The following is a 22,058-nucleotide window of genomic DNA, read 5'->3' as shown; positions in this document are numbered from 1 at the left end:
CAAGCCCATGCATGGCGTTGGGCCTAATTAGTCTGGCTTAGTTTGGGCTGGCTTGGTTTAGCCCTAGCCTTAACCACTTGCCTGATCAGAGCGCGGCACGCCTGAAATAGTGACGAGCTGTGCTTCTATCCACGCCTCAGCCTCTGCCAGCACCTCCTCAGGGCTACGATCAACGGTATCAATTGGCTCGCCCACCACCAAGCTCAGTCGCCCAGGTTGTTTGACCCAATCACGACCCGGCCAACGCTCACCGGCATTATGCGCAACCGGCACCACGGGCACACCAGCTCGGCAAGCGATCACCGTACCACTCTTGTTATAGCGCCGCCGCTGGCCTGGCTCAACGCGAGTCCCCTCAGGAAAGATCAAGACCGAAAGACCTTCTTTCAAGCGCTGCACCCCCTGGGTTAACACTTGACGCATGGCACGCGACGGTCGGGAACGGTCCAAAGCAATCGGACGCAACAACCGCAAAGCCCAGCCAAAAACAGGAATATTCAACAGCTCTTTTTTGAGCACCGTACATACCGGTGGCTTAATCAGCTGCAGATATACGGTTTCCCATTCACTCTGATGATTAGAAAGTATTACGCAGGGCCCCGCTGGCAGCTTTTCAAGCCCAGAAATTTCATAGTGCACACCACACGCTACCTTGAACCAGCTCATAATGAAGTGATTGTAAAGATTCAGCAGCCGATAGCGGGATTTTAACGGAAGAAAAGGAGATGGCGGAAGAAACAACACACCGCACACCAGCATGGCAATAAAGTAGCCGACATAGAACACAATACTGCGCAATCGGCTCATTGTTGCGTAACCTTGTCTTGCTTCATCTGCTGGTCCGCTTGCTGTTCATCGCGCGCCAAACACCACAGGTCCAGCATACGCCCCACCTCCAACCGCCAAGGTTTCTGGTGAACACCAAAAGAACCTAGCACGCGTCGACAGTTCAGCACACGACGTAACGGATGCTCATGATGATGATTGAGCGCTTTAACGACACCTAGCGCTATCTGCTCTCCGCGCCCCTCTAAGCGCGTCTCTAACTGGGTCCGAACCATCGACAAAAAAGTATAAGCACTAACGGGCTCCGTCCCTGCCAGATGATAGCTGCCCCATGCCTGCGCGCCGCATGATTGCTGCTGCAGCATCCCGATCAATGCCATAGCTACCGAGTCAGCTGACGTGGGGCAGAAAATAATATCCGACGCTGCCCTCAGCTCACCACCAGCCGTCAACGTTTCCAGCAACTCACCCAACCAAGCACGCTGACCATCCAGCGCAAACAAGGGCCCCAGACGCACCATTAAATGGTGCGGCAGCTCAGCACGAATCCGGTCACCTACACGTATCAACTGCTTCAACCCCTCATCTCGAGGGGCTGGTATCATGTGCTCGTCGATCGGCGTATCAAAACCATCCTCATACAGTTGATCCGAGACACACCACACCAATGGCACTTCTTGAGCTAGGCAGGCGTCTAAACAGGTTTCCACATTTTCCACATGAGCTCTTACTGCCGCTGGCTGCTCATCCAGCGGCTGCGTCAAAGGAGGAATAATCACCGCATAAGGTGCCGATTCTTCCAAATGCTTAGCCGTTACCGTATGCGCCTGCTCAAGCTCAAGCTCAATGTCCTGTCGACGCGCTGTCTCACGAACCAACGCCAAACTGAGGCAATGCCCAGCATCGAGTACTAGCAGCTTCACGGCAGCTCCTTATCCAAAACCTTTCATCAAAAGGGAATTTCGTCGTCAAAATCCTTGAAGCTGTCTGGGTCTGGTGCGCCGTAGTTACCTTGTTGCGGGTTACCCCCCTGAGCAGGCGCTGGCTGCTGCCCGCTGCCATAGTTACCACCTTGTTGGGGCGAGGGCTGGCCACCACCGTAACCTCCCCCTTGCTGTGGCTGCTGCCCACCACCGTAGTTACCGCCCCCCTGCTGAGGTTGTTGTTGCCCTCTGCCGTAGTTCGCTCCTTGCTGAGGCTGATACTGGCCCCCTTCAGAACCGCCACGGCTATCCAGCATTTCCAAATTGTTGGCAACAATCTCGGTGCTGTACTTGTCTTGCCCGTTTTGATCCTGCCACTTACGGGTTTGCAACCGCCCCTCAACGTAGAGCTTGGAGCCTTTTTTAAGATACTGCTGGGCTATCTCTGCCAGCTTATTGAACATGACCACCCTGTGCCATTCCGTGCGCTCTTGGCGCTGGCCGGTCTGACGGTCCATCCAGCTATCAGAGGTCGCCAAACTAAGGTTCGCAACAGCAGTACCAGAAGGCGTAAAACGCACTTCAGGGTCCTGCCCTAGGTTGCCGATCAGGATTACCTTGTTGATGCCACGGGCCATGATTGACTCCTTTTCAATGCACGTGAAGCAGATAAGTAGTAGAAGTGTTATTGCAAACCATCATGATCTGCACGACCTCAAGCGTTGAGCGTAGTCTATCAAACTCGGCAAGCGTCCTCGCCCTTAGCGAGCCCAATCAGTTCAGCCAATGCCTGTTGATCAAGGTATTCATGGTCAACCTTGAGATACGCCAAGCACTCACTGGGCACCACCATGACATCCTCAACACCAGCAATGCGGGAAAATCGGTCGGTCAACACACTCAGGCTGTCGTCTTGGTAGCGCTTATCGAGCACAACAATCTCACTGGATAGATGGCGTGGTGGCGACATGCCGGTCATCACGAAAAACCAGCCCAGCCCAAGCAGTGCACAACTAAAAAGTACCGCATCAAGCCCCCATTCCTGGGATATCCAGCCACCCAATACGCCACCAAGAAAAGCCCCTAAAAACTGGCCAGTGGAATAAATACCCATGGCGGTTCCTTTGGCACCCGCCGGTGCCAGCTTGCTAAGCATTGAAGGCAGAGTGGCTTCAAGCAGGTTAAATGCCGTAAAAAACACCATTAGCCAAGCCAGCAACCCATTCAGCCCACCGACCAACCCTAGCCCCAGTAAACTAAGGGTAATGGCAGCCACCGCACTCAGGCACATCAGTTTCATACGGCGACGCTTTTCAGCAACAATGACCAGCGGCACCATAATCACAAAGGCCACTGCCATCACCGACAGATAGACCCCGCCATGGCGCGATACCTCAACACCAGCATCAACCAAGCGTAACGGGACCGCAACAAAGATAGCCATTAACAACAAATGCAGCAAAAAAATTGAAGCGTCCAAGCGCCACAGATCCCTGCGCCGAAACACTGACGCCAGCTGGCGGCGATCCAGTCCAACATCACGGTGCTGCACACGACGTGGCGCCGACGGAACCAGCTTCCACAGCACCACAAGGCCAATCAACGCCAGTCCAGCGGTTAACCAAAACACCCCTGACAAACCGGCGTGCATGGAGACTAATGGCCCCAACACCATGGCCACCCCGAAGGCTACGCCAATCGATAAGCCAATGGTCGCCATGGCGACTGTGCGTACAGCCTCACGCGTCTGGTCGGCAAGCAGTGCCATGATAGCAGCGGCCACCGCACCACTACCCTGCAGGCAACGCCCAAGAATAATGCCGAAAATGCTGTCAGCCTGCGCGGCCACTAAGCTACCCAACATGAACAGACACAGCCCAAAAGCGATCACCGGTTTACGCCCTACACGGTCTGACAACAAGCCAAACGGAATCTGCAGCACCGCCTGGGTCAAGCCATAGCCTCCCAGCGCCAAACCAATTAATAAAGGCGTTGAGCCGCTTAACTCATCGGCATACAGCGCCAACACCGGCAGCACCATAAACAGGCCGAGCATGCGTGACGCATAGAGCCCAGCGAGGCCAGCAATGGCTCGACGCTCGGAGGCTAACAACAGTCCTGAGACCTTTGGCATAACGTTCGAAACATCCATAGACAGGGCATAACACCCAAGGTGGGCGCATATTCTAGCTTTCACTACAACGTGGTGGAAGATAGTACGGCAAGAGACTTTGCCGAGGTTGCGCGGGGCCGCGTATAATCCACCTTTTGCCGTGTACCACGAGGTATGAATGGACAGGATTCTGGTCAGGGGTGCCCGCACCCATAATCTCAAGCAGATTGACGTCGAACTGCCACGCGACAAGCTGATTGTCGTCACCGGGCTGTCAGGCTCTGGCAAGTCGTCGCTGGCCTTTGACACCCTGTATGCGGAGGGCCAGCGCCGCTATGTGGAATCACTATCCACCTATGCACGCCAGTTTCTTTCAATGATGGAAAAGCCTGATGTCGACCACATTGAAGGCCTGTCACCAGCAATCTCTATCGAGCAGAAGTCCACCTCGCATAACCCCCGCTCCACTGTCGGCACCATCACTGAAATCTACGACTACCTGCGCTTGCTCTACGCGCGCGCTGGCATACCACGCTGTCCCGAGCATGGGGAGGACCTTGAAGCCCAAACCGTCTCGCAAATGGTTGATCAGGTGCTAGCCTTACCCGACGGCAGTAAGCTCATGCTGCTGGCTCCGGTGGTCAAAGGCCGCAAGGGTGAACACCTTCAGCTGTTGGCCGAACTGCGTGCCCAAGGATTTGTACGCGCCATGGTCGACGGTCAAGTGCTGGAGCTTGACGATATTGCCCCGCTTGACAAACAAAAAAAGCACGATATCAGCGTTGTAGTTGACCGCATCAAAGTGCGCGATGGCCTGGCACAGCGCCTAGCCGAGTCCTTCGAGACCGCACTAAATTTAGCTAACGGCGTAGCTACCATACATTTCATGGATGGCGAGTCCGACGACATTGCCTTTTCCGCGCGCTTTGCCTGCCCCGTATGCGGCTATTCGATTACCGAATTAGAACCCCGCATGTTCTCGTTCAACAACCCTGCTGGCGCCTGTTCTCAGTGTGACGGACTGGGTGTGCAACAGTACTTTGACCCTGACAAGCTCATCAGCCATGCCGACTTGTCACTAGCCGAAGGCGTCATCAAAGGATGGGACCGACGTAGCGTTTACTATTTCAATCAGCTTCAATCCGTCGCCGAACATTATCGATTTGCGGTAGAAACACCCTGGCAGGATCTCGCGCGACACGAACGAGATATCATCCTCCACGGCAGCGGCAAGGACGATATCGAGTTTTCCTACGTTAACGATCGTGGCAAAAAGGTCTCTCGCCAACATCCATTTGAAGGCGTGCTACCTAACATGCAGCGCCGCTATCGGGAGACCGAGTCCAACTCAGTGCGTGAAGAGCTGTCGCGTTATATTGCCGTTCAACCCTGCACCAGCTGCGACGGGACACGGCTGCGCAAAGAGTCGCGCAACGTGTATATCGACGACCGTCCCTTACCACAACTCGTGCGCCTCCCCATTGGCGAAGCACTGGCCTACTTCTCAGCTCTCACCCTCCCAGGACGGCGCGGAGAGATAGCTGAAAAAATTATTAGTGAGATCCATGCGCGGCTGGAGTTTCTGGTCAACGTAGGGCTCGACTATCTCAACCTCGAACGCAGCGCTGAAACACTTTCTGGCGGCGAAGCACAACGCATTCGCCTAGCAAGCCAGATCGGAGCTGGCTTAGTGGGAGTCATGTATATTCTTGACGAGCCTTCCATCGGCCTGCATCAGCGTGACAACGACCGGCTACTGGATACCCTCAAACACCTTCGTGACCTCGGCAATACCGTTATCGTGGTGGAGCACGACGAAGACGCTATCCTAGCCGCCGACCATGTTTTGGATATCGGCCCCGGCGCTGGCGTTCACGGGGGGCGCATCGTGGCTCAGGGCACGCCCGCCGACGTTATGGCCAACCCCGAGTCACTAACCGGCCAATACCTGTCTGGTACAAAAGAAATCGCCGTACCTCCCTGGCGCATTCCTGGCAACCCAGAGAAAGTACTGCGCTTGATCGGCGCGAGTGGCAATAACTTACACGATGTGACGCTTGAACTACCGCTAGGGTTGTTTGTTTGCATTACGGGAGTCTCTGGATCAGGTAAATCAACCCTGATCAATGCCACCCTGATGCCCATCGCTGCACGAGAGCTCAACCGTGCAACCACACTAACACCCGCACCCTACGACAAGCTTGAAGGGCTCGAACAGCTCGACAAAATCATCGACATCGACCAAAGCCCTATAGGGCGGACTCCTCGTTCGAACCCAGCAACTTACACCGGCATTTTCACACCAATCCGAGAGCTGTTTGCCGGCACCCAAGAGGCACGCTCACGAGGATATAAGCCTGGGCGCTTTTCGTTCAACGTCAAGGGAGGGCGCTGCGAGGCTTGTCAGGGCGAAGGCATGATCAAGGTAGAAATGCATTTCCTACCCGACATATATGTGCCCTGCGATGTATGCAAAGGCAAACGCTACAATCGCGAAACCTTAGATATTAAATACAAAGGCAAGAGCATCGATGAAGTGTTGCAGATGACGGTGGAAGAAGCACTGGAGTTCTTCAGCCCCGTACCGGCCATTGCTCGTCGCCTGCAGACGCTACTCGATGTCGGCCTGTCATACATCCGCCTAGGACAAAGCGCCATCACCCTATCTGGCGGCGAGGCCCAGCGAGTCAAGCTCGCCAGAGAGCTGGCCAAGCGCGACACTGGCAAGACACTGTATATTCTTGACGAGCCCACAACCGGCCTACACTTCGAAGATATACGCCAACTGCTGACTGTTCTGCATCGCCTACGTGATCACGGCAATTCTATTGTCGTGATTGAGCATAACCTGGACGTCATCAAAACCGCCGACTGGATAATCGACCTTGGTCCCGAAGGCGGCTCCGGCGGCGGGCACATCATCGCGGAAGGTACGCCCGAGCAAGTGGCAAACATAACAACCTCCCACACCGGTCGCTTCCTGAAGCCAATGCTCGAACAGGCGATAAAAAGAAAGCAACACGCGTAAACCAAGCCATCCAGCCATAAAAAAGCCGACTCCCAAGGGAGCCGGCTTTTATCGTAGAGCAAGTGCGTTGAGGATTACTCCTCGCCAGCAGCCTCTTCTACGACAGGGCGATCAACCAGTTCGACATACGCCATGGGAGCGTTGTCGCCGGTGCGGAAACCGCACTTAAGAATACGGACATAACCGCCCGGACGCTCGACGTAACGCGGACCCAGCTCATTAAAGAGCTTGCCGACCGCTTCTTTCGAGCGAGTACGGCTAAAGGCCAGACGACGGTTGGCAACGCTGTCATTTTTGGACAAGGTAATCAGCGGCTCGATAACACGACGCAGTTCCTTGGCCTTGGGCAGAGTTGTCTTGATTATTTCATGCTCGATCAACGACACACTCATGTTCTTGAACATGGCTTGGCGATGCGAGCTGTTGCGGTTTAATTGGCGACCGCTTTTACGATGACGCATGGTTGTAATTCCTTACCAAACTGGGACTCGAGTCGACACTCACGCGGAGGCCTTGTCGTCCTTCAGGCTTGCTGGGGGCCAGTTTTCTAGCCGCATGCCAAGGGACAGGCCGCGCGCAGCCAACACTTCCTTGATTTCATTCAGGGACTTCTTGCCGAGGTTAGGCGTCTTCAACAGCTCAACTTCTGTGCGCTGAATCAGATCACCAATATAGTAAATATTCTCGGCTTTCAAACAGTTGGCACTGCGAACAGTCAACTCGAGATCGTCTACGGGGCGCAGCAGAGTCGGATCAACCTGATCCTCTTCCTCCTCCACTTCCTGTTCCTTGTCAGCCTCAAGGTCGACGAAGGCGGCCAGCTGGTCCTGCAAAATGGTCGCACTACGACGAATAGCTTCTTCAGGGTCCAGGGTGCCGTCAGTTTCCAGATCGATGATCAGCTTGTCCAGGTCAGTACGCTGTTCAACGCGCGCCGCCTCAACTGCATAAGAAACACGACGCACAGGGCTGAAGGTGGCATCCAGTTGCAAACGACCAATAGCACGCGACTCATCAGCCGCATCGTTGCGCACATCAGCAGGCTCATAGCCACGTCCGCGCACCACTTTAAGCTGCATATTGAGTTCGGCACCTTCATTGATATGGGCGATAACGAGATCAGGGTTAACAATCTCGACATCGTGATCCAACACAATATCGCCCGCCGTAACGACACCAGGCCCTTGCTTTTTAAGCGAAAGCGTAGATTCGTCGCGGGTGTGCATCTTGACTGCCACACTCTTCAGATTCAGAAGAATTTCGACAACATCTTCCTGAACGCCATCAAGCGCACTGTACTCGTGCTCAACCCCTGAAATTTCGACCTCTACCACGGCACAGCCAGGCATGGACGACAGCAAAATACGCCGAAGCGCATTGCCCAGGGTATGACCAAAGCCACGCTCGAAAGGCTCGAGGACGATTCTTGCGTGGTGTGCACTGATCTCTTCGACCTTGATGTCGCGAGGGCGGAGAAACTCTGTCACGAAACGCTGCATGATGAATACCTTTCAGGCTGCCAAACGGATACTCGGTACTGAGTGCCGCCTCTCCCGAGGGAGAAGCGGCTCGGCTGGGCCGCTTACTTCGAGTACAGCTCGACGATCAGGGCCTCATTGATGTCGGCCGACAGGTCTCCGCGCTCGGGCAGGGCCTTGAAAGTGCCTTCCATCTTCTTGGAATCCGTCTCAAGCCAGACCAGATCGCCACGATTAGCAGCAATCGCCAGAGCGGTCTGAATCCGCGCCTGGTTCTTGGCCTTTTCGCGCACAGCGACGACATCACCAGGCTTAACCTGATAAGACGCCACATTAACGGTCTTGCCATTAACGGAAATGGACTTGTGGCTCACCAGCTGACGCGCTTCAGAGCGTGTAGAGCCAAAGCCCATGCGGTAGACGACGTTGTCCAGTCGGGATTCAAGCAATTGCAGCAACACTTCACCGGTAGCGCCTTTCTGACGGGCGGCTTCCTTGTAGTAGTTGCGGAACTGCTTTTCGAGTACGCCGAAAATGCGACGTACTTTCTGCTTCTCGCGAAGCTGCAAGCCGTATTCGGAAAGACGCTGACGGCGCTGGCCGTGTACACCCGGAATTTGCTCGGATTTACACTTTTTCTCGTGTGGGGTAACACCGCTCTTCAAAAAGAGGTCGGTACCCTCACGACGAGACAGTTTACACTTGGGTCCAATATAACGAGCCATGAATCTGTCTCCTTAAACGCGGCGTTTCTTCGGCGGACGGCAGCCATTGTGGGGGATGGGCGTCGCATCAGTAATGCTTTGCACGCGGAAGCCGGCGGCATTCAATGCACGCACAGCGGATTCACGACCAGGACCTGGGCCCTTGACCAGCACGTCGACGTTTTTCACACCATACTCGGCTGCAGCGGTCGCTGCACGCTCGCTTGCCACTTGAGCAGCGAACGGGGTGCTCTTACGAGAACCACGAAAACCCGAACCACCGGCTGTTGCCCAAGAAAGGGCATTGCCCTGGCGGTCTGTGATCGTAATGATCGTGTTGTTAAAAGTGGCGTAGATATGCGCGACGGCATCTACTACCTGCTTTTTAACCTTCTTGCGATTGCTACGCGGGTTAGCCATGTTGATGTTAGTTCCTATCGTTACGCCAAAACATGCGTGTTATTTGCGGATCGGCTTACGCGGACCCTTACGAGTGCGCGCATTGGTCTTGGTACGCTGACCACGCAGTGGAAGACCACGACGATGGCGCAGACCACGGTAGCAACCCAAGTCCATGAGACGCTTAATGTTAAGCGTAACATCACGGCGAAGGTCGCCTTCTACGGTGTACTTACCGACTTCAGCACGCAGGCTATCGATTTCTTCTGTCGACAGATCCTGGATCCTGGCAGTCGGCGCGACGCCGGCTGCAACACAAACTTTCTGTGCACGGGTGCGGCCAATACCGAAGATATAGGTCAGCGAAATCGCCGCATGCTTGTTGTCGGGGATATTGACGCCTGCAATACGGGCCATCAGCTTACTCCGATGTGTGAGCGGCTTGCTCGATTTATTCATCTACAAAAGGCGCAACAGCATACCTCATTGTCTGACAAAGGACAAGAGATATACCGGCGCCCGGTTCAGTGCAGTGTAAGGATTACCCTTGACGCTGCTTGTGCCGCGGATCGGTGCAGATGACGCGAACCGCGCCATTGCGTCGAATAACTTTACAGTTACGGCACATTTTTGTTACAGAAGCTCGGACTTTCATCGATCGTTCTCCAAAAACAGCGGCTCGCGTCGCGCCTGTTCAGGCAACGGCGCTCAGCGCATGATGCCACCACCGCCGTAGCCCTTCAGATTGGACTTCTTCATCACCGACTCATACTGATGCGACATGAGGTGCGACTGCACCTGAGACATAAAGTCCATGATCACCACCACCACAATCAGAAGCGAGGTACCACCGAAAAAGAACGGCACGTTCCACGCTACGATCAGGAACTGGGGCATCAGCGAAACCGCAGTGATGTAGAGGGCACCAAACAGGGTCAGACGCGTCATGACCTTGTCGACATAGCGAGCAGTCTGCTCACCGGGGCGAATTCCCGGAAGGAAGGCTCCCGACTTCTTGAGGTTGTCGGCAACATCCTTGGGATTGAAGACCAGCGCTGTGTAAAAGAAGCAGAAGAATACCACCGCCGCGGCGAAAAGCAAGATGTACAATGGTTGTCCAGGCGCTAAGGCCTGAGATGTACGCTGCAACCACTCCAAACCCTCTCCTGCACCAACCCATTGCCCTATCGAGGCAGGGAATAGCAGAATACTGGACGCAAAGATTGCTGGAATGACACCTGCCATGTTCACCTTAAGCGGCAGATAACTGCGCTGTCCGGCATACATTTTGTTACCCACCTGACGACGTGGATAGTTCACCGTGAGACGGCGTTGACCGCGCTCGATAAACACCACAAAAGCCACAGTAGCAACACCCAGCGCAGTTAGCGCCAGAAGTGGCAGAACATTCCAAGCTCCCTCATTACGAGCCAGCTCGAACGCCTGACCAATAGCACCCGGCAAGCCGGCGACAATCCCTGCAAAGATCAGCAACGAAATGCCGTTACCAATACCTTTTTCAGTGATCTGTTCGCCCAGCCACATCAAAAATACCGCGCCTGCAACAAATGTCACAATAGCGGTAAAATAAAAGCTGATATCAGCACTATAGGCTATACCTTGGCTCGCCAAGCCAACCGACATACCGGCAGCCTGAACCAACGCAAGCACTACCGTGCCGTAGCGGGTGTATTGGGTAATCTTACGACGCCCTGCCTCACCATCTTTCTTCATCTGCTCAAGCTGAGGCATGACGGCGGAAAGCAGCTGCATGATAATCGACGCAGAAATATAAGGCATAATGCCCAATGCGAGGATACTCATGCGCTCCAAAGCACCACCCGAGAACATATTAAACATGCCCAGGATGGTGCCCTGCTGCTCCCTAAACAAGGCAGCAAGCTGGTCAGGATTAATACCGGGAACGGGGATGTGGGCACCAATACGGTAAACCACGATGGCCATGAGTACGAAACGCAGGCGAGCCCACAGTTCACTCAATCCACTACCCATCGCCGGCATGCTTCCTGACTTTGCCATTTAGTCCTCTACCTTGCCGCCGGCGGCTTCGATCGCAGCACGGGCACCTTTGGTGACCTTAATGCCGCGAACGGTAACCGCTTTGTTCAAATCGCCAGAAAGAATGATCTTGGCATGCAAGGTAGCATTCTTGAGCACATTGGCCTGCTTGAGGGTTTCAAGAGTTACCTCTTCTCCCTCAACCTTAGCCAGCTCAGCCAGGCGCACTTCTTCTGAAACCAATGATTTCATGGAAGTGAAGCCGAACTTCGGCAGACGGCGCTGCAACGGCATCTGTCCACCCTCGAAACCGGGCTTCACGCTACCGCCGCTGCGCGACTTCTGACCTTTGTGGCCGCGGCCACCAGTCTTTCCCAAACCAGAACCAATACCACGACCAACACGCTTGGCCGAAGGCTTGGAACCCGGGGCGGGACTCAGGTTATTGAGTTTCATGGATTACTCTCCCTCAACACGCACAAGGTAATTCACCTTGTGGATCATGCCGCGAACGGCAGGGGTGTCTTCCAGCTCGACCGTGTGCCCAATACGACGCAAGCCAAGACCCTTGATCGTGGCCTTATGCTTATCCAACACGCCGATAGTGCTACGGACCTGGGTAACCTTGATAGATGCTGACATGGTTTTTACCCCGTGATCGCTTCGACTGACAGACCGCGCTTAGCAGCCACATCATCCGGCGCCTGTAGCGAGGCCAGACCATTAACGGTCGCCCGCACTACGTTAACCGGATTCGTAGAGCCGTAGCACTTGGCCAGTACGTTATGAACACCGGCCAGCTCCAATACGGAACGCATGGCACCACCGGCAATAACGCCAGTACCTTCAGAAGCGGGTTGCATGTAAACCTTAGAGGCACCGTGACGGGCCTTGACGGAATACTGCAACGTACCGTTATTGAGGTTGACCTTGATCATATTACGGCGCGCTTGGTCCATGGCTTTTTGAATGGCAACAGGCACTTCACGTGCCTTACCACGACCAAAGCCCACACGACCATTACCATCACCGACGACAGTCAGGGCAGTGAAACCGAAAACACGGCCACCCTTGACCACCTTGGCGACGCGGTTGACCTGCACCAACTTCTCTTGCAGATCACCGCCTTGCTGTTCGTTCTTCGCCATCGTAAAACCCTTTAGAATTCCAGGCCGCCTTCACGAGCGGCGTCGGCCAAGGCCTTGACGCGGCCGTGGTACTTAAAACCGGCACGATCAAAGGCTACCTGGGTGATGCCAGCCTGCTTGGCACGCTCGGCAATCAGTGTGCCCACCTTAGTAGCGGCATCGACATTACCGGTCGCACCTGCACGCAGGTCTTTGTCCAGCGTGGAAGCGCTGGCCAACACCTTGCCACCATCTGGCGAGATGATCTGTGCATAAATGTGACGCGGCGTGCGATTGACACACAGGCGATACACGCCCAGCTCGCGGATCTTGGCGCGAGCGCGGCGGGCACGACGGAGACGAGATTCTTTCTTCGCGTTCATAACCCTGCCTTACTTCTTCTTGGCTTCTTTACGACGAACGTGCTCGTCCGCATAACGTACACCCTTGCCCTTATAGGGCTCGGGGGGACGATAGGCACGAATGTCCGCCGCGACCTGGCCGAGCTTCTGCTTGTCTGTGCTTTTCAGCACGATCACAGTGTTCTTCGGCGTTTCCGCCGTTACACCGTCAGGCAGTTGATAGTCGACCGGGTGGGAGAAACCCAGTGTCAGGTTAAGCGTCTGGCCCTTTGCTTGAGCACGATAGCCGACGCCAACGATTTCGAGGGTCCGGGTAAAGCCCTCAGATACACCCGTCACCAAACCCTGAACCAAGGCGCGAGTTGTACCCGCCATGGCCCAGTTCTTGGCACCGCTGCCCGGTTTGAAGGTCAACTTACCTTCTTCCTGAGCAACGATTACATCAGGGTGTACAGTCATACTAAGTGTGCCTTGGCTGCCCTTAACGGACAGCTGGTCGCCATCGAGCTTAAACTCGACGCCGCTAGGCAATGTTACCGGATATTTGGCTACGCGGGACATTCCAAACTCCTAGAATACGGTGCAGATGACTTCGCCACCGACGCCCGCCTGACGAGCGGCGCGGTCTGTCATGACACCTTTCGAGGTGGTGACAATCGCGACGCCGAGGCCTTCGGCAACCTTGGGCAAAGAAGCCTTGCCTTTGTAGCTGCGCAGTGACGGCTTGGAAACCCGCTGCAGATGCTCAATGACCGGCTTACCTTCGAAGTACTTGAGAGTAATTGTCAATTCCGGCTTGGTACCGTCAGCGACGGCATACTCCGAAACATAACCCTCTTCCTTCAGCACGCGGGCCACCTCGACCTTCAGCTTGGAGGACGGCATGCTAACCGTCTCCTTGGTGGCCATCTGCGCATTACGGATACGGGTTAACATATCCGCTAGAGTGTCTTGCATGCTCATTTACGTTGCGCTCCTGATGATTCTACGTGACGTTACCAGCTAGACTTCTTGAGCCCGGGTATGTCGCCACGCATGGCGGCTTCACGCAGCTTGTTACGGCCAAGGCCGAACTTGTTGTAGTAGCCGTGCGGACGGCCGGTAATACGGCAGCGATTACGCTGACGCACCGGGCTCGAGTCACGCGGCAGCTGCTGCAGCTTGAGCTGGGCGTCGAAGCGCTCTTCGTCAGAAGAGTTCACGTCCTGTATGACAGCCTTGAGCTCAGCGCGCTTGGCAGCAAACTTCTCTACCAGCTTAGTGCGCTTGAGCTCACGCTCGATCATGCTTACTTTTGCCATGGTCCCACCCTTATTTCTTGAACGGGAAGCTCAATGCACTCAACAGCGCACGACCTTCTTCATCGGTGTTGGCGGTGGTGGTGATGGTGATATCGAGACCACGAATCCGATCAATCTTATCATATTCGATTTCCGGAAAGATGATCTGTTCACGCACCCCCATGGAATAATTGCCACGACCGTCGAAGGACTTCGGATTGAGACCACGGAAGTCACGAACACGCGGGATCGCAATATTCACCAGGCGATCAAGAAAGTCCCACATGCGCTCTGAGCGCAGCGTTACTTTAGCCCCGATCGGCCAACCTTCGCGGACTTTAAAGCCTGCGATGGACTTACGTGCCTTAGTCACAATCGGCTTTTGACCTGAAAGTGTCTTCAGATCTCCCACCGCGTTGTCGATCAGCTTCTTATCGCTGACCGCTTCGCCGACACCCATATTCAGAGTCACCTTAGTGATCCGGGGTACCTGCATCACGTTGGCGTAGCTAAACTGCTCTTTGAGCTGAGCCACCACCTCGTTTTTATAACGTTCTTTCAAGTTCGCCATTTTTCTACCCGACTCGCGTTAGGCGTCGATCTGCGCTTGCGTCGACTTGTAGATGCGTACCTTGGTACCGTCTTCTTTCACCTGGATCCCGACGCGATCTGCTTTGCCGGTTTCCTGATTGAAGATAGCCACGTTGGACGCGTGAATCGACGCCTCGCGCTCGACGATACCGCCCTGATTACCCGCCATGGGATTAGGTTTGGTGTGACGCTTAATCATATTCACACCCGATACGATGTAGCGATTGTCCTTCAGGACTTGCTTCACCGTACCACGTTTACCCTTATCCTTACCGGCGATGACGACGACTTCATCGTCACGTTTGATCTTTTGCATGTCCGCCTCGCTCCTTAAAGCACTTCGGGTGCCAAGGAAATGATCTTCATGAACCTTTCGTTACGAAGTTCACGGGTCACCGGTCCGAAGATACGGGTACCGATCGGCTGCTCGTTGGTGTTGTTCAACAAAACCGCCGCATTTCCATCGAAACGAATCAGTGAACCGTCCGTACGACGGACACCGCTGCGGGTGCGAACCACTACAGCCTTGAGCACTTGGCCTTTCTTAACCTTGCCCCGGGGAATAGCTTCCTTGACCGTGACCTTGATGACGTCGCCAATGCGGGCATAACGACGGTGTGAACCGCCCAGCACCTTGATGCATTGCACCCGGCGCGCTCCGCTATTGTCGGCGACATCAAGCATTGTCTGAGTCTGAATCATCGGTTTTCTCCAAACCTAGTCTGACTGCACCAGATTGATGACACGCGGCCGATCAACCTTTGGCCTGTTCGACGACATTAACCAGAGTCCAAGATTTTTTCTTGGACAACGGACGACATTCCTGAATAGACACTTTGTCGCCGGCTTTCGCCTGGTTGCTCTCGTCATGAGCGTGCAGCTTGCTGGAGCGCTTGACGTATTTGCCGTAGAGCGGATGACGCTCACGACGCTCGATCATGACAACGATGGACTTGTCCATCTTGTCGCTCACCACCGTACCGGTGAGCATACGTGCTTTCTTTTCTTCGGCCATCTCAGACACCTGCCTTCTCGTTAAGCACAGTCTTCACTCGGGCGATGTCCCGACGCACCTGCTTGAGCAGATGCGTCTGGCTCAACTGGCCGGTCGACTTCTGCATACGCAGGTTGAACTGCTCGCGGAGGAGTTCAAAGAGCTGCTCCTGGAGCTGCTCGGCTGACTTTTCACGAATTTCCTGGGCTTTCATCACATCACCGTCCGTTTTACAAAGGTGGTGGAAACCGGGAACTTCTGAGCTGCCAGGGCAAAAGCCTCGCGAGCCATCTCCTCGGAAACGCCTTCAATCTCATAAAGAACACGACCGGGCTGGATCTGTGCGACCCAATACTCGACCGAGCCCTTCCCCTTACCCATCCGGACTTCCAACGGCTTCTTGGAAATCGGCTTGTCCGGGAAGACACGGATCCAGATTTTCCCGCCACGCTTAACGTGACGAGTGATGGCACGACGACCGGCTTCGATCTGACGAGCAGTCACTCGACCCCGGCCAGTAGCCTTGAGTCCATACTCTCCGAAGCTGATCTTGCTTCCGCGCTGTGCCAGACCGCGATTGCGGCCCTTCATCATCTTGCGGAACTTAGTACGCTTGGGTTGTAACATCGATTCGCTCTCCCCTTACCTGGAACCTTTCTTCTTGGAGGGCGCGGCTGCAGGCTGCTTAGCCTTGGCGCGAACCTCTTCGATGCCCCCGAGGATTTCACCTTTGAAGATCCAAACCTTGACACCAATGATGCCGTAGGTGGTCTGAGCTTCAAAGCACGCATAATCGATGTCCGCACGCAAAGTATGCAGCGGCACTCGACCTTCCCGATACCACTCGGTGCGGGCAATTTCCGCGCCGCCAAGGCGACCGGACAGCTGCACCTTGATACCACCAGCACCCAGACGCATGGTGTTCTGAACCGAACGCTTCATTGCGCGACGGAACATCACACGACGCTCTAGCTGACCAGCAATATTCTGGGCGACGAGCATGGCATCGAGTTCCGGCTTGCGGATTTCCTCGATATTGATGTGCACAGGCACACCCATGAGCTCGGTCACGTCGCGGCGTAACTTATCGACGTCCTCACCTTTCTTGCCAATCACAATACCCGGGCGGGCAGTGTGAATGGTAATCCGGGCGTTATTGGCAGGACGCTCGATGGTCACATTGCTCACGGAAGCGTTTTTCAGACGCTCCTCGATGAAGCGACGCACTTCGAGGTCGTTATTCAACTTATCGGCATAGGCTCCGCGCTCGGCATACCACACCGAACGGTGATCCTTGACGATACCCAGGCGAAAGCCTGTGGGATTGACTTTTTGACCCATCTGGTCGACTCCTACTTCTCGGCTACCTTGACGGTGATGTGGCAAGTGCGCTTCATGATGCGGTCCGCGCGACCCTTGGCCCGCGGCCGGATGCGCTTCAGCGTCATGCCCTCATCGACACAGATGGTCGAGACACGCAGCTCGTCAATATCCATCCCGTTATTTTCTTCCGCATTCGCAACGGCGGACTCAAGCACTTTCTTGACCAGCTTGGATGCCTTCTTGGGGGAGAAGGTCAGCAGGTCGAGCGCCTCGGCGATCGGCTTACCGCGCACCTGATCAGCCACCAAACGGGCCTTCTGGGCGGATAAACGAGCGCCACGCAGCTTTGCTGTGACTTCCATCTCTAATCCTCTCTGGCTTACCGTTTGGCTTTCTTGTCCGCCACATGTCCGCGATACGTGCGGGTGGCAGCAAATTCGCCCAGCTTGTGGCCAACCATTTCCTCGGAAACATGCACCGGGACGTGTTGGCGACCATTATGGACGGCAATGGTGAGCCCGACCATGTTGGGCAGGATCATCGAGCGACGCGACCAGGTCTTGATCGGTTTGCGGTCGCTCTTTTCCACTGCAGTCTCAACCTTCTTCAGCAGATGAAGGTCGATAAAGGGACCTTTCTTCAGTGAACGTGGCACAGCCGTTACCTCTTAATGTCTTGGCGTGAGATCTTATTTCCGAGCCTTACGGCGACGGACGATCAGATTATCGGTGCGCTTGTTCTTACGGGTCTTGTAACCCTTGGTCGGCACGCCCCACGGAGTTACCGGGTGACGACCGCCACTGGAGCGACCTTCACCACCACCGTGTGGGTGGTCGATAGGGTTCATGGCGACACCGCGAACTGTCGGGCGCACACCCCTCCAGCGGCTTGCACCGGCCTTGCCAAGTCGGCTCAAGCTGTGCTCGGAGTTGCTCACCTCACCCAGGGTCGCGCGGCACTCAGCCAGCACCTTGCGTGTTTCGCCGGAGCGTAAACGCAGGGTGGCATAGTTGCCTTCGCGGGCAACCAGCTGCGCACTAGTACCTGCACTACGAGCAATCTGCCCACCCTTACCGGGCTTAAGCTCAATGCAGTGCACGCTAGAACCCAGCGGAATATTCCGAAGGGGTAGCGCATTACCTTTCTTGATCGGTGCGTTAACGCCCGACTCAAGACGATCACCGGCACTCACGCCTTTAGGGGCAATGATGTAACGACGCTCGCCGTCCAGGTATTTCAACAGCGCAATATGCGCCGTACGATTCGGATCATATTCAATACGCTCAACGATGGCAGGAATACCATCCTTGACGCGACGGAAATCAATGATCCGGTAGTGGTGACGATGACCACCGCCGATATGGCGAACGGTGATACGACCGTTGTTATTACGCCCACCCGACTTAGATTTCTTCTCAAGCAGCGGCGCGTAAGCGCGGCCCTTGTAAAGCTCCGTGCCGACGATCTTGACGACGTGGCGACGACCGGGAGATGTGGGTTTTGTCTTGACGATTGCCATGATCCGTACTCCTGCCCTTATTCGGCGCCAATGAAGTCTTCAAGGGTCTCGCCGGCAGCCAACGTAACGTAAGCTTTGCGATATCCCTTGCGCAGACCAGTACCGTGAGCGGTACGCTTGGTCTTGCCCTTCACGTTCAGAACCTGAACGCGCTCGACTTGCTTGCCCAGCAGCTGCTGAACGGCAGCCTTGATTTCAGGCTTAGTTGCATCGCTTGCGACCTTGAACACGTACTGATTGCGTTCAGCGGCCATGGCGGCCTTTTCGGTCACGTGCGGACCCAACAGCACCTTAAATACACGCTCCTGATTCATGCCAGCTTCTCCTCAAATTTACGCAAAGCGGAGACGGTAGCCAGCACTTTGTCGAAGGCGACCAGGCTGACCGGATCAGCAGCTGCAACGTCCACGACATCCACGTTAGGAATGTTGCGGGCGGCAAGGTACAGATTCTCGTCAACTTCTTCAGTGACAATCAGCACTTTCTCAAGACCAAGATCACCCAGCTTAGCAACCAGCTGCTTAGTCTTGGGGCTTTCAACAGCAAAGCTATCGACTACCACCAGACGTTCTTGACGAACCAGTTCAGAAAGAATCGAGCGCATAGCGGCACGATACATCTTACGATTAACTTTCTGAGAGTGGTCCTGCGGACGCGCTGCAAAGGTCACACCACCTGAACGCCAGATCGGCGAGCGGATAGTCCCTGCACGAGCACGACCAGTGCCCTTTTGACGCCACGGCTTCTTACCACCACCGCTGACATCGGAGCGCGTCTTCTGGGCACGGGTGCCTTGACGACCACCGGCCAGATACGCAGTAACAACCTGGTGAACCAGCGCTTCGTTGAACTCTTTGCCAAAGGTAGCTTCGGACACTTCGACAGTGCCGGCGCTTGCACCTGCAAGATTCAGATTCATCGGTAAACTCCCCTTCAGCCGGCTTTGACGGCGCTGCGAACGATAACATCACTGCCAGTAGCGCCAGGTACGGCACCCTTGATTAGCAGCAGATTACGATCAGCGTCGACACGGACGATTTCCAGGCTCTGGACGGTGCAGCGGACATTGCCCATCTGACCAGCCATTTTCTTGCCCTTGAACACACGCCCCGGGGTCTGACACATACCGATAGAACCCGGTGCACGGTGTGCAAGGGAGTTACCGTGAGTGGCATCCTGGGTACGGAAGTTCCAGCGCTTGACAGCACCCTGGAAGCCCTTACCTTTGGAGGTGCCGGTCACATCAACACTCTGACCAGCTTCGAAGAGGGATACAGTGAATTCGCCGCCCACTTCAGGAGCTTCGTCGCCATCTGTCAGGCGGAACTCCATCAACGAACGACCGGCCTCAATACCTGCCTTTGCGAACTGCCCGGCTTGGGCTTTCGACAGGTGCTTGGCCTTGCGGGAACCAGTTGTAACCTGAACCGCTGCATAGCCGTCAGACTCAAGAGTCTTGACGCGCGTAATGCGGTTAGGCTCAACCTCGATCACGGTTACGGGCACAGACGCGCCATCTTCGGTAAAGACACGGGTCATTCCGGCCTTTTTACCGACTAAACCGATAGTCATGTTCAGTCTCCTTTAGTGTACGGGGCTATCACCCGCTATGGCTGCCCTTTCCAGAGCATTCCACTAGCACATTGTATGACGCCATCCCGGCGTGGCGGCTGCTGAACCTTTACTGCAGAGGAACGCTGGGCCGCAAGTGACTAGTGTGGTATCAGTTGAGCTTGATTTGCACATCCACGCCAGCGGCGAGGTCGAGCTTCATCAGTGCATCAACAGTCTTTTCAGTGGGCTCAACGATATCAAGCACACGCTTATGGGTACGAATTTCATACTGATCACGAGCATCTTTATTAACGTGCGGTGAAACCAGCACGGTATAACGCTCACGATTGGTCGGCAGGGGAATCGGACCCCGCACCTGGGCGCCGGTACGCTTGGCGGTATCAACAATCTCCGCGGCGGACTGGTCGATCAGGCGGTGATCGAAAGCCTTCAACCGAATGCGAATTTTCTGGTTCTGCATTTGCCCTAAACTCCAATGGATACTGACGGCGCGAGCCGTCAACCCACGCATTCAAAGGATGCGCATTATATGTACGCCGAAATCTCGTGTCAACACTTGGTTATGACAAGCAGAAAAGGGGCTCCCTCAGGAGCCCCCTTCGCACTGCATCACAAGTATCGATCAATCACTCAACGATCTTGGCAACAACACCAGCACCAACAGTACGACCGCCTTCGCGAATAGCAAAGCGCAGACCTTCGTCCATGGCAACCGGGTTGATCAGAGTGATAACCATCTGGACGTTATCGCCCGGCATTACCATCTCAACACCTTCCGGCAGCTCACAAGTACCAGTGATGTCAGTGGTACGGAAGTAGAACTGCGGACGATAGCCCTTGAAGAACGGAGTGTGACGACCGCCTTCATCCTTGGACAATACATACACTTCCGCTTCGAAAGTGGTATGCGGCGTGATCGAACCTGGCTTAGCCAGAACCTGACCACGCTCAACGTCTTCACGCTTAGTACCACGCAGCAACGCACCAACGTTCTCGCCTGCACGACCTTCGTCGAGCAGCTTACGGAACATTTCAACGCCAGTCACGATGGTCTTAGTCGTGTCGTTGATACCAACGATCTCGACTTCTTCACCTGACTTGATAATTCCACGCTCGATACGACCGGTAACAACCGTACCGCGACCCGAGATAGAGAACACGTCCTCAATCGGCATCAGGAACGGCTGATCAATAGCACGCTCAGGCTCAGGGATATACGCATCCAGAGCTTTAATCAGGTTGGCAACAGCGGTAGTACCCATGCCGTTGTCATCCTTACCTTCGAGAGCCATCAGCGCCGAACCAGTAATGATCGGCGTGTCGTCACCCGGGAAGTCGTACTCGCTGAGAAGCTCACGCACTTCCATTTCGACCAGCTCAAGCAGCTCTTCATCGTCAACCATGTCAGCCTTGTTCAGGAACACGACGATGTACGGCACGCCAACCTGACGAGACAACAGGATGTGCTCACGAGTCTGCGGCATGGGGCCGTCAGCTGCAGAACAGACCAGGATAGCGCCGTCCATCTGAGCAGCACCAGTGATCATATTCTTGACGTAGTCGGCGTGCCCAGGGCAGTCAACGTGCGCGTAGTGACGCTCTTCAGACTGATACTCAACGTGAGAGGTGGCGATGGTGATACCACGCTCACGCTCTTCCGGCGCGTTATCAATGGTGTCGAATGCGCGAGCATCGCCACCAAAGACTTCTGCAGAAACGCGTGTCAGGGCCGCTGTCAGGGTCGTCTTACCATGGTCGACGTGACCGATAGTGCCGACGTTGACGTGCGGTTTGGAACGTTCGAATTTTTCCTTAGCCACTGCTATGACCTCTTTAC

General features: G+C 55.0%; 34 protein-coding genes. 1 reads left to right on the top strand and 33 read right to left on the bottom strand.

The features are described 5' to 3' along the window. Nucleotides 1-69: 69 nt before the first annotated feature. The 4 genes from H616_RS0103650 to H616_RS14135 form a co-directional block, all read right to left on the bottom strand. Nucleotides 70-807 carry a lysophospholipid acyltransferase family protein gene (locus H616_RS0103650; protein WP_027966137.1) on the bottom strand — a complete coding sequence of 246 codons (738 nt, stop codon included), beginning with the start codon at nucleotides 805-807 and terminating at the stop codon, nucleotides 70-72. Beyond that, nucleotides 804-1,709, bottom strand: coding sequence for a sugar nucleotide-binding protein (locus H616_RS14140; protein WP_035572479.1), 906 nt, complete (start codon nucleotides 1,707-1,709; stop codon nucleotides 804-806). The genes H616_RS0103650 and H616_RS14140 overlap by 4 nt, the downstream gene beginning before the upstream one ends. Nucleotides 1,710-1,735: 26 nt before the next feature. Beyond that, complete coding sequence (locus H616_RS0103640) at nucleotides 1,736-2,347, bottom strand: single-stranded DNA-binding protein (protein ID WP_027966136.1); 612 nt, start codon at nucleotides 2,345-2,347, stop codon at nucleotides 1,736-1,738. A 98-nt stretch (nucleotides 2,348-2,445) separates the two neighbouring features. Beyond that, nucleotides 2,446-3,843 (bottom strand): MFS transporter, encoded by a 1,398-nt coding sequence (locus tag H616_RS14135; RefSeq protein WP_035572476.1) that lies wholly within the window; start codon nucleotides 3,841-3,843, stop codon nucleotides 2,446-2,448. Between the two features lie 157 nt (nucleotides 3,844-4,000). Here H616_RS14135 and uvrA point away from each other — a divergent pair, with 157 nt between their 5' ends. Beyond that, nucleotides 4,001-6,850 carry an excinuclease ABC subunit UvrA gene (gene uvrA, locus H616_RS0103630; RefSeq protein WP_027966135.1) on the top strand — a complete coding sequence of 950 codons (2,850 nt, stop codon included), beginning with the start codon at nucleotides 4,001-4,003 and terminating at the stop codon, nucleotides 6,848-6,850. Nucleotides 6,851-6,924: 74 nt separating this feature from the next. On the opposite strand, the gene rplQ is transcribed toward uvrA, so the two are convergent. The 29 genes from rplQ to tuf all read right to left on the bottom strand — a co-directional run bounded on the left by rplQ (nucleotide 6,925) and on the right by tuf (nucleotide 22,041). Next, the gene (rplQ, locus tag H616_RS0103625) at nucleotides 6,925-7,311 is read right to left on the bottom strand and encodes a 50S ribosomal protein L17 (protein ID WP_027966134.1); all 387 of its coding nucleotides are present in this window, start codon (nucleotides 7,309-7,311) and stop codon (nucleotides 6,925-6,927) included. Nucleotides 7,312-7,350: 39 nt separating this feature from the next. Beyond that, nucleotides 7,351-8,349: a DNA-directed RNA polymerase subunit alpha gene (locus H616_RS0103620; RefSeq protein ID WP_027966133.1), complete on the bottom strand. Its 999-nt coding sequence runs from the start codon at nucleotides 8,347-8,349 to the stop codon at nucleotides 7,351-7,353. 83 nt (nucleotides 8,350-8,432) lie between these two features. Next, entirely contained in the window at nucleotides 8,433-9,053 is a 621-nt protein-coding gene (gene rpsD / locus H616_RS0103615; protein WP_027966132.1) for a 30S ribosomal protein S4, read from the bottom strand. A gap of 12 nt (nucleotides 9,054-9,065) precedes the next feature. After that, entirely contained in the window at nucleotides 9,066-9,452 is a 387-nt protein-coding gene (gene rpsK, locus H616_RS0103610) for a 30S ribosomal protein S11 (RefSeq protein WP_027966131.1), read from the bottom strand. Nucleotides 9,453-9,491: 39 nt separating this feature from the next. Then, entirely contained in the window at nucleotides 9,492-9,848 is a 357-nt protein-coding gene (gene rpsM / locus H616_RS0103605) for a 30S ribosomal protein S13 (RefSeq protein WP_027966130.1), read from the bottom strand. Nucleotides 9,849-9,972: 124 nt separating this feature from the next. Beyond that, nucleotides 9,973-10,086, bottom strand: coding sequence for a 50S ribosomal protein L36 (gene rpmJ, locus H616_RS15355; RefSeq protein WP_084155693.1), 114 nt, complete (start codon nucleotides 10,084-10,086; stop codon nucleotides 9,973-9,975). Between the two features lie 53 nt (nucleotides 10,087-10,139). Then, a complete protein-coding gene (secY, locus tag H616_RS0103600; protein WP_027966129.1) occupies nucleotides 10,140-11,471 on the bottom strand; it encodes a preprotein translocase subunit SecY in 1,332 nt (443 codons plus the stop codon). After that, nucleotides 11,472-11,906 carry a 50S ribosomal protein L15 gene (rplO, locus tag H616_RS0103595; RefSeq protein ID WP_027966128.1) on the bottom strand — a complete coding sequence of 145 codons (435 nt, stop codon included), beginning with the start codon at nucleotides 11,904-11,906 and terminating at the stop codon, nucleotides 11,472-11,474. A 3-nt stretch (nucleotides 11,907-11,909) separates the two neighbouring features. Continuing rightward, a complete protein-coding gene (gene rpmD, locus H616_RS0103590; protein WP_027966127.1) occupies nucleotides 11,910-12,092 on the bottom strand; it encodes a 50S ribosomal protein L30 in 183 nt (60 codons plus the stop codon). 5 nt (nucleotides 12,093-12,097) lie between these two features. After that, complete coding sequence (gene rpsE / locus H616_RS0103585) at nucleotides 12,098-12,598, bottom strand: 30S ribosomal protein S5 (protein WP_027966126.1); 501 nt, start codon at nucleotides 12,596-12,598, stop codon at nucleotides 12,098-12,100. An 11-nt stretch (nucleotides 12,599-12,609) separates the two neighbouring features. Further along, the gene (gene rplR, locus H616_RS0103580) at nucleotides 12,610-12,960 is read right to left on the bottom strand and encodes a 50S ribosomal protein L18 (RefSeq protein WP_027966125.1); all 351 of its coding nucleotides are present in this window, start codon (nucleotides 12,958-12,960) and stop codon (nucleotides 12,610-12,612) included. A 9-nt stretch (nucleotides 12,961-12,969) separates the two neighbouring features. Then, entirely contained in the window at nucleotides 12,970-13,500 is a 531-nt protein-coding gene (gene rplF, locus H616_RS0103575) for a 50S ribosomal protein L6 (RefSeq protein ID WP_027966124.1), read from the bottom strand. Nucleotides 13,501-13,509: 9 nt separating this feature from the next. Beyond that, on the bottom strand, nucleotides 13,510-13,902 hold the full coding sequence (gene rpsH, locus H616_RS0103570; protein WP_027966123.1) for a 30S ribosomal protein S8: 393 nt from the start codon (nucleotides 13,900-13,902) through the stop codon (nucleotides 13,510-13,512). 32 nt (nucleotides 13,903-13,934) lie between these two features. Beyond that, nucleotides 13,935-14,240: a 30S ribosomal protein S14 gene (gene rpsN / locus H616_RS0103565; protein ID WP_027966122.1), complete on the bottom strand. Its 306-nt coding sequence runs from the start codon at nucleotides 14,238-14,240 to the stop codon at nucleotides 13,935-13,937. Between the two features lie 10 nt (nucleotides 14,241-14,250). Next, nucleotides 14,251-14,790 carry a 50S ribosomal protein L5 gene (rplE, locus tag H616_RS0103560; RefSeq protein WP_027966121.1) on the bottom strand — a complete coding sequence of 180 codons (540 nt, stop codon included), beginning with the start codon at nucleotides 14,788-14,790 and terminating at the stop codon, nucleotides 14,251-14,253. Between the two features lie 18 nt (nucleotides 14,791-14,808). Beyond that, nucleotides 14,809-15,126 carry a 50S ribosomal protein L24 gene (gene rplX / locus H616_RS0103555; RefSeq protein ID WP_027966120.1) on the bottom strand — a complete coding sequence of 106 codons (318 nt, stop codon included), beginning with the start codon at nucleotides 15,124-15,126 and terminating at the stop codon, nucleotides 14,809-14,811. A gap of 14 nt (nucleotides 15,127-15,140) precedes the next feature. After that, nucleotides 15,141-15,512 (bottom strand): 50S ribosomal protein L14, encoded by a 372-nt coding sequence (gene rplN / locus H616_RS0103550; RefSeq protein ID WP_027966119.1) that lies wholly within the window; start codon nucleotides 15,510-15,512, stop codon nucleotides 15,141-15,143. A 52-nt stretch (nucleotides 15,513-15,564) separates the two neighbouring features. After that, nucleotides 15,565-15,825, bottom strand: coding sequence for a 30S ribosomal protein S17 (gene rpsQ, locus H616_RS0103545; protein ID WP_027966118.1), 261 nt, complete (start codon nucleotides 15,823-15,825; stop codon nucleotides 15,565-15,567). Nucleotide 15,826: 1 nt separating this feature from the next. Continuing rightward, complete coding sequence (gene rpmC, locus H616_RS0103540) at nucleotides 15,827-16,018, bottom strand: 50S ribosomal protein L29 (protein ID WP_027966117.1); 192 nt, start codon at nucleotides 16,016-16,018, stop codon at nucleotides 15,827-15,829. Then, entirely contained in the window at nucleotides 16,018-16,431 is a 414-nt protein-coding gene (gene rplP / locus H616_RS0103535) for a 50S ribosomal protein L16 (RefSeq protein ID WP_027966116.1), read from the bottom strand. The genes rpmC and rplP overlap by 1 nt, the downstream gene beginning before the upstream one ends. Nucleotides 16,432-16,446: 15 nt before the next feature. Beyond that, nucleotides 16,447-17,145 carry a 30S ribosomal protein S3 gene (rpsC, locus tag H616_RS0103530; RefSeq protein ID WP_027966115.1) on the bottom strand — a complete coding sequence of 233 codons (699 nt, stop codon included), beginning with the start codon at nucleotides 17,143-17,145 and terminating at the stop codon, nucleotides 16,447-16,449. Between the two features lie 11 nt (nucleotides 17,146-17,156). After that, entirely contained in the window at nucleotides 17,157-17,489 is a 333-nt protein-coding gene (gene rplV, locus H616_RS0103525; protein WP_027966114.1) for a 50S ribosomal protein L22, read from the bottom strand. Nucleotides 17,490-17,506: 17 nt separating this feature from the next. Further along, a complete protein-coding gene (gene rpsS, locus H616_RS0103520) occupies nucleotides 17,507-17,782 on the bottom strand; it encodes a 30S ribosomal protein S19 (protein ID WP_027966113.1) in 276 nt (91 codons plus the stop codon). Between the two features lie 33 nt (nucleotides 17,783-17,815). Beyond that, on the bottom strand, nucleotides 17,816-18,646 hold the full coding sequence (gene rplB, locus H616_RS0103515) for a 50S ribosomal protein L2 (protein ID WP_027966112.1): 831 nt from the start codon (nucleotides 18,644-18,646) through the stop codon (nucleotides 17,816-17,818). A gap of 17 nt (nucleotides 18,647-18,663) precedes the next feature. Continuing rightward, nucleotides 18,664-18,960 (bottom strand): 50S ribosomal protein L23, encoded by a 297-nt coding sequence (gene rplW / locus H616_RS0103510; protein WP_027966111.1) that lies wholly within the window; start codon nucleotides 18,958-18,960, stop codon nucleotides 18,664-18,666. Continuing rightward, a complete protein-coding gene (gene rplD / locus H616_RS0103505) occupies nucleotides 18,957-19,565 on the bottom strand; it encodes a 50S ribosomal protein L4 (protein WP_027966110.1) in 609 nt (202 codons plus the stop codon). Before rplD ends, rplW begins: the two co-directional genes overlap by 4 nt. A gap of 14 nt (nucleotides 19,566-19,579) precedes the next feature. Continuing rightward, entirely contained in the window at nucleotides 19,580-20,218 is a 639-nt protein-coding gene (rplC, locus tag H616_RS0103500; RefSeq protein ID WP_027966109.1) for a 50S ribosomal protein L3, read from the bottom strand. Nucleotides 20,219-20,369: 151 nt separating this feature from the next. Beyond that, nucleotides 20,370-20,681: a 30S ribosomal protein S10 gene (gene rpsJ / locus H616_RS0103495; RefSeq protein ID WP_027966108.1), complete on the bottom strand. Its 312-nt coding sequence runs from the start codon at nucleotides 20,679-20,681 to the stop codon at nucleotides 20,370-20,372. 166 nt (nucleotides 20,682-20,847) lie between these two features. After that, a complete protein-coding gene (gene tuf, locus H616_RS0103490; RefSeq protein WP_027966107.1) occupies nucleotides 20,848-22,041 on the bottom strand; it encodes an elongation factor Tu in 1,194 nt (397 codons plus the stop codon). Between the last annotated feature and the right edge of the window lie 17 nt (nucleotides 22,042-22,058).

This window comes from Halomonas halocynthiae DSM 14573 (assembly GCF_000425725.1).
Lineage (GTDB): Bacteria > Pseudomonadota > Gammaproteobacteria > Pseudomonadales > Halomonadaceae > Halomonas > Halomonas halocynthiae.
Note: the sequence above shows the minus strand (reverse complement) of the source record. Positions and strands in the feature narration are given on the sequence as shown.

Coding starts and splice junctions, on each gene's coding strand:
- rplW (WP_027966111.1), bottom strand. CDS start 18,960: ATGAATCAGGAGCGTGTATTTAAGGTGCTGTTGGGTCCGCACGTGACC.
- rplO (WP_027966128.1), bottom strand. CDS start 11,906: ATGAAACTCAATAACCTGAGTCCCGCCCCGGGTTCCAAGCCTTCGGCC.
- rplB (WP_027966112.1), bottom strand. CDS start 18,646: ATGGCAATCGTCAAGACAAAACCCACATCTCCCGGTCGTCGCCACGTC.
- H616_RS0103650 (WP_027966137.1), bottom strand. CDS start 807: ATGAGCCGATTGCGCAGTATTGTGTTCTATGTCGGCTACTTTATTGCC.
- rplR (WP_027966125.1), bottom strand. CDS start 12,960: ATGAACGCGAAGAAAGAATCTCGTCTCCGTCGTGCCCGCCGCGCTCGC.
- rplN (WP_027966119.1), bottom strand. CDS start 15,512: ATGATTCAGACTCAGACAATGCTTGATGTCGCCGACAATAGCGGAGCG.
- rpsC (WP_027966115.1), bottom strand. CDS start 17,145: ATGGGTCAAAAAGTCAATCCCACAGGCTTTCGCCTGGGTATCGTCAAG.
- rplV (WP_027966114.1), bottom strand. CDS start 17,489: ATGGAAGTCACAGCAAAGCTGCGTGGCGCTCGTTTATCCGCCCAGAAG.
- rpmJ (WP_084155693.1), bottom strand. CDS start 10,086: ATGAAAGTCCGAGCTTCTGTAACAAAAATGTGCCGTAACTGTAAAGTT.
- H616_RS0103620 (WP_027966133.1), bottom strand. CDS start 8,349: ATGCAGCGTTTCGTGACAGAGTTTCTCCGCCCTCGCGACATCAAGGTC.
- rplE (WP_027966121.1), bottom strand. CDS start 14,790: ATGGCGAACTTGAAAGAACGTTATAAAAACGAGGTGGTGGCTCAGCTC.
- rplX (WP_027966120.1), bottom strand. CDS start 15,126: ATGCAAAAGATCAAACGTGACGATGAAGTCGTCGTCATCGCCGGTAAG.
- rpmD (WP_027966127.1), bottom strand. CDS start 12,092: ATGTCAGCATCTATCAAGGTTACCCAGGTCCGTAGCACTATCGGCGTG.
- secY (WP_027966129.1), bottom strand. CDS start 11,471: ATGGCAAAGTCAGGAAGCATGCCGGCGATGGGTAGTGGATTGAGTGAA.
- rplC (WP_027966109.1), bottom strand. CDS start 20,218: ATGACTATCGGTTTAGTCGGTAAAAAGGCCGGAATGACCCGTGTCTTT.
- rpsE (WP_027966126.1), bottom strand. CDS start 12,598: ATGGCGAAGAACGAACAGCAAGGCGGTGATCTGCAAGAGAAGTTGGTG.
- uvrA (WP_027966135.1), top strand. CDS start 4,001: ATGGACAGGATTCTGGTCAGGGGTGCCCGCACCCATAATCTCAAGCAG.
- rplD (WP_027966110.1), bottom strand. CDS start 19,565: ATGAATCTGAATCTTGCAGGTGCAAGCGCCGGCACTGTCGAAGTGTCC.
- rpsD (WP_027966132.1), bottom strand. CDS start 9,053: ATGGCTCGTTATATTGGACCCAAGTGTAAACTGTCTCGTCGTGAGGGT.
- H616_RS0103640 (WP_027966136.1), bottom strand. CDS start 2,347: ATGGCCCGTGGCATCAACAAGGTAATCCTGATCGGCAACCTAGGGCAG.
- rpsH (WP_027966123.1), bottom strand. CDS start 13,902: ATGAGCATGCAAGACACTCTAGCGGATATGTTAACCCGTATCCGTAAT.
- H616_RS14135 (WP_035572476.1), bottom strand. CDS start 3,843: ATGCCAAAGGTCTCAGGACTGTTGTTAGCCTCCGAGCGTCGAGCCATT.
- rplQ (WP_027966134.1), bottom strand. CDS start 7,311: ATGCGTCATCGTAAAAGCGGTCGCCAATTAAACCGCAACAGCTCGCAT.
- rpsN (WP_027966122.1), bottom strand. CDS start 14,240: ATGGCAAAAGTAAGCATGATCGAGCGTGAGCTCAAGCGCACTAAGCTG.
- rpsQ (WP_027966118.1), bottom strand. CDS start 15,825: ATGGCCGAAGAAAAGAAAGCACGTATGCTCACCGGTACGGTGGTGAGC.
- rpmC (WP_027966117.1), bottom strand. CDS start 16,018: ATGAAAGCCCAGGAAATTCGTGAAAAGTCAGCCGAGCAGCTCCAGGAG.
- rplF (WP_027966124.1), bottom strand. CDS start 13,500: ATGTCCCGCGTAGCCAAATATCCGGTAACATTGCCTAGCGGCGTCGAG.
- rpsK (WP_027966131.1), bottom strand. CDS start 9,452: ATGGCTAACCCGCGTAGCAATCGCAAGAAGGTTAAAAAGCAGGTAGTA.
- rplP (WP_027966116.1), bottom strand. CDS start 16,431: ATGTTACAACCCAAGCGTACTAAGTTCCGCAAGATGATGAAGGGCCGC.
- rpsJ (WP_027966108.1), bottom strand. CDS start 20,681: ATGCAGAACCAGAAAATTCGCATTCGGTTGAAGGCTTTCGATCACCGC.
- rpsM (WP_027966130.1), bottom strand. CDS start 9,848: ATGGCCCGTATTGCAGGCGTCAATATCCCCGACAACAAGCATGCGGCG.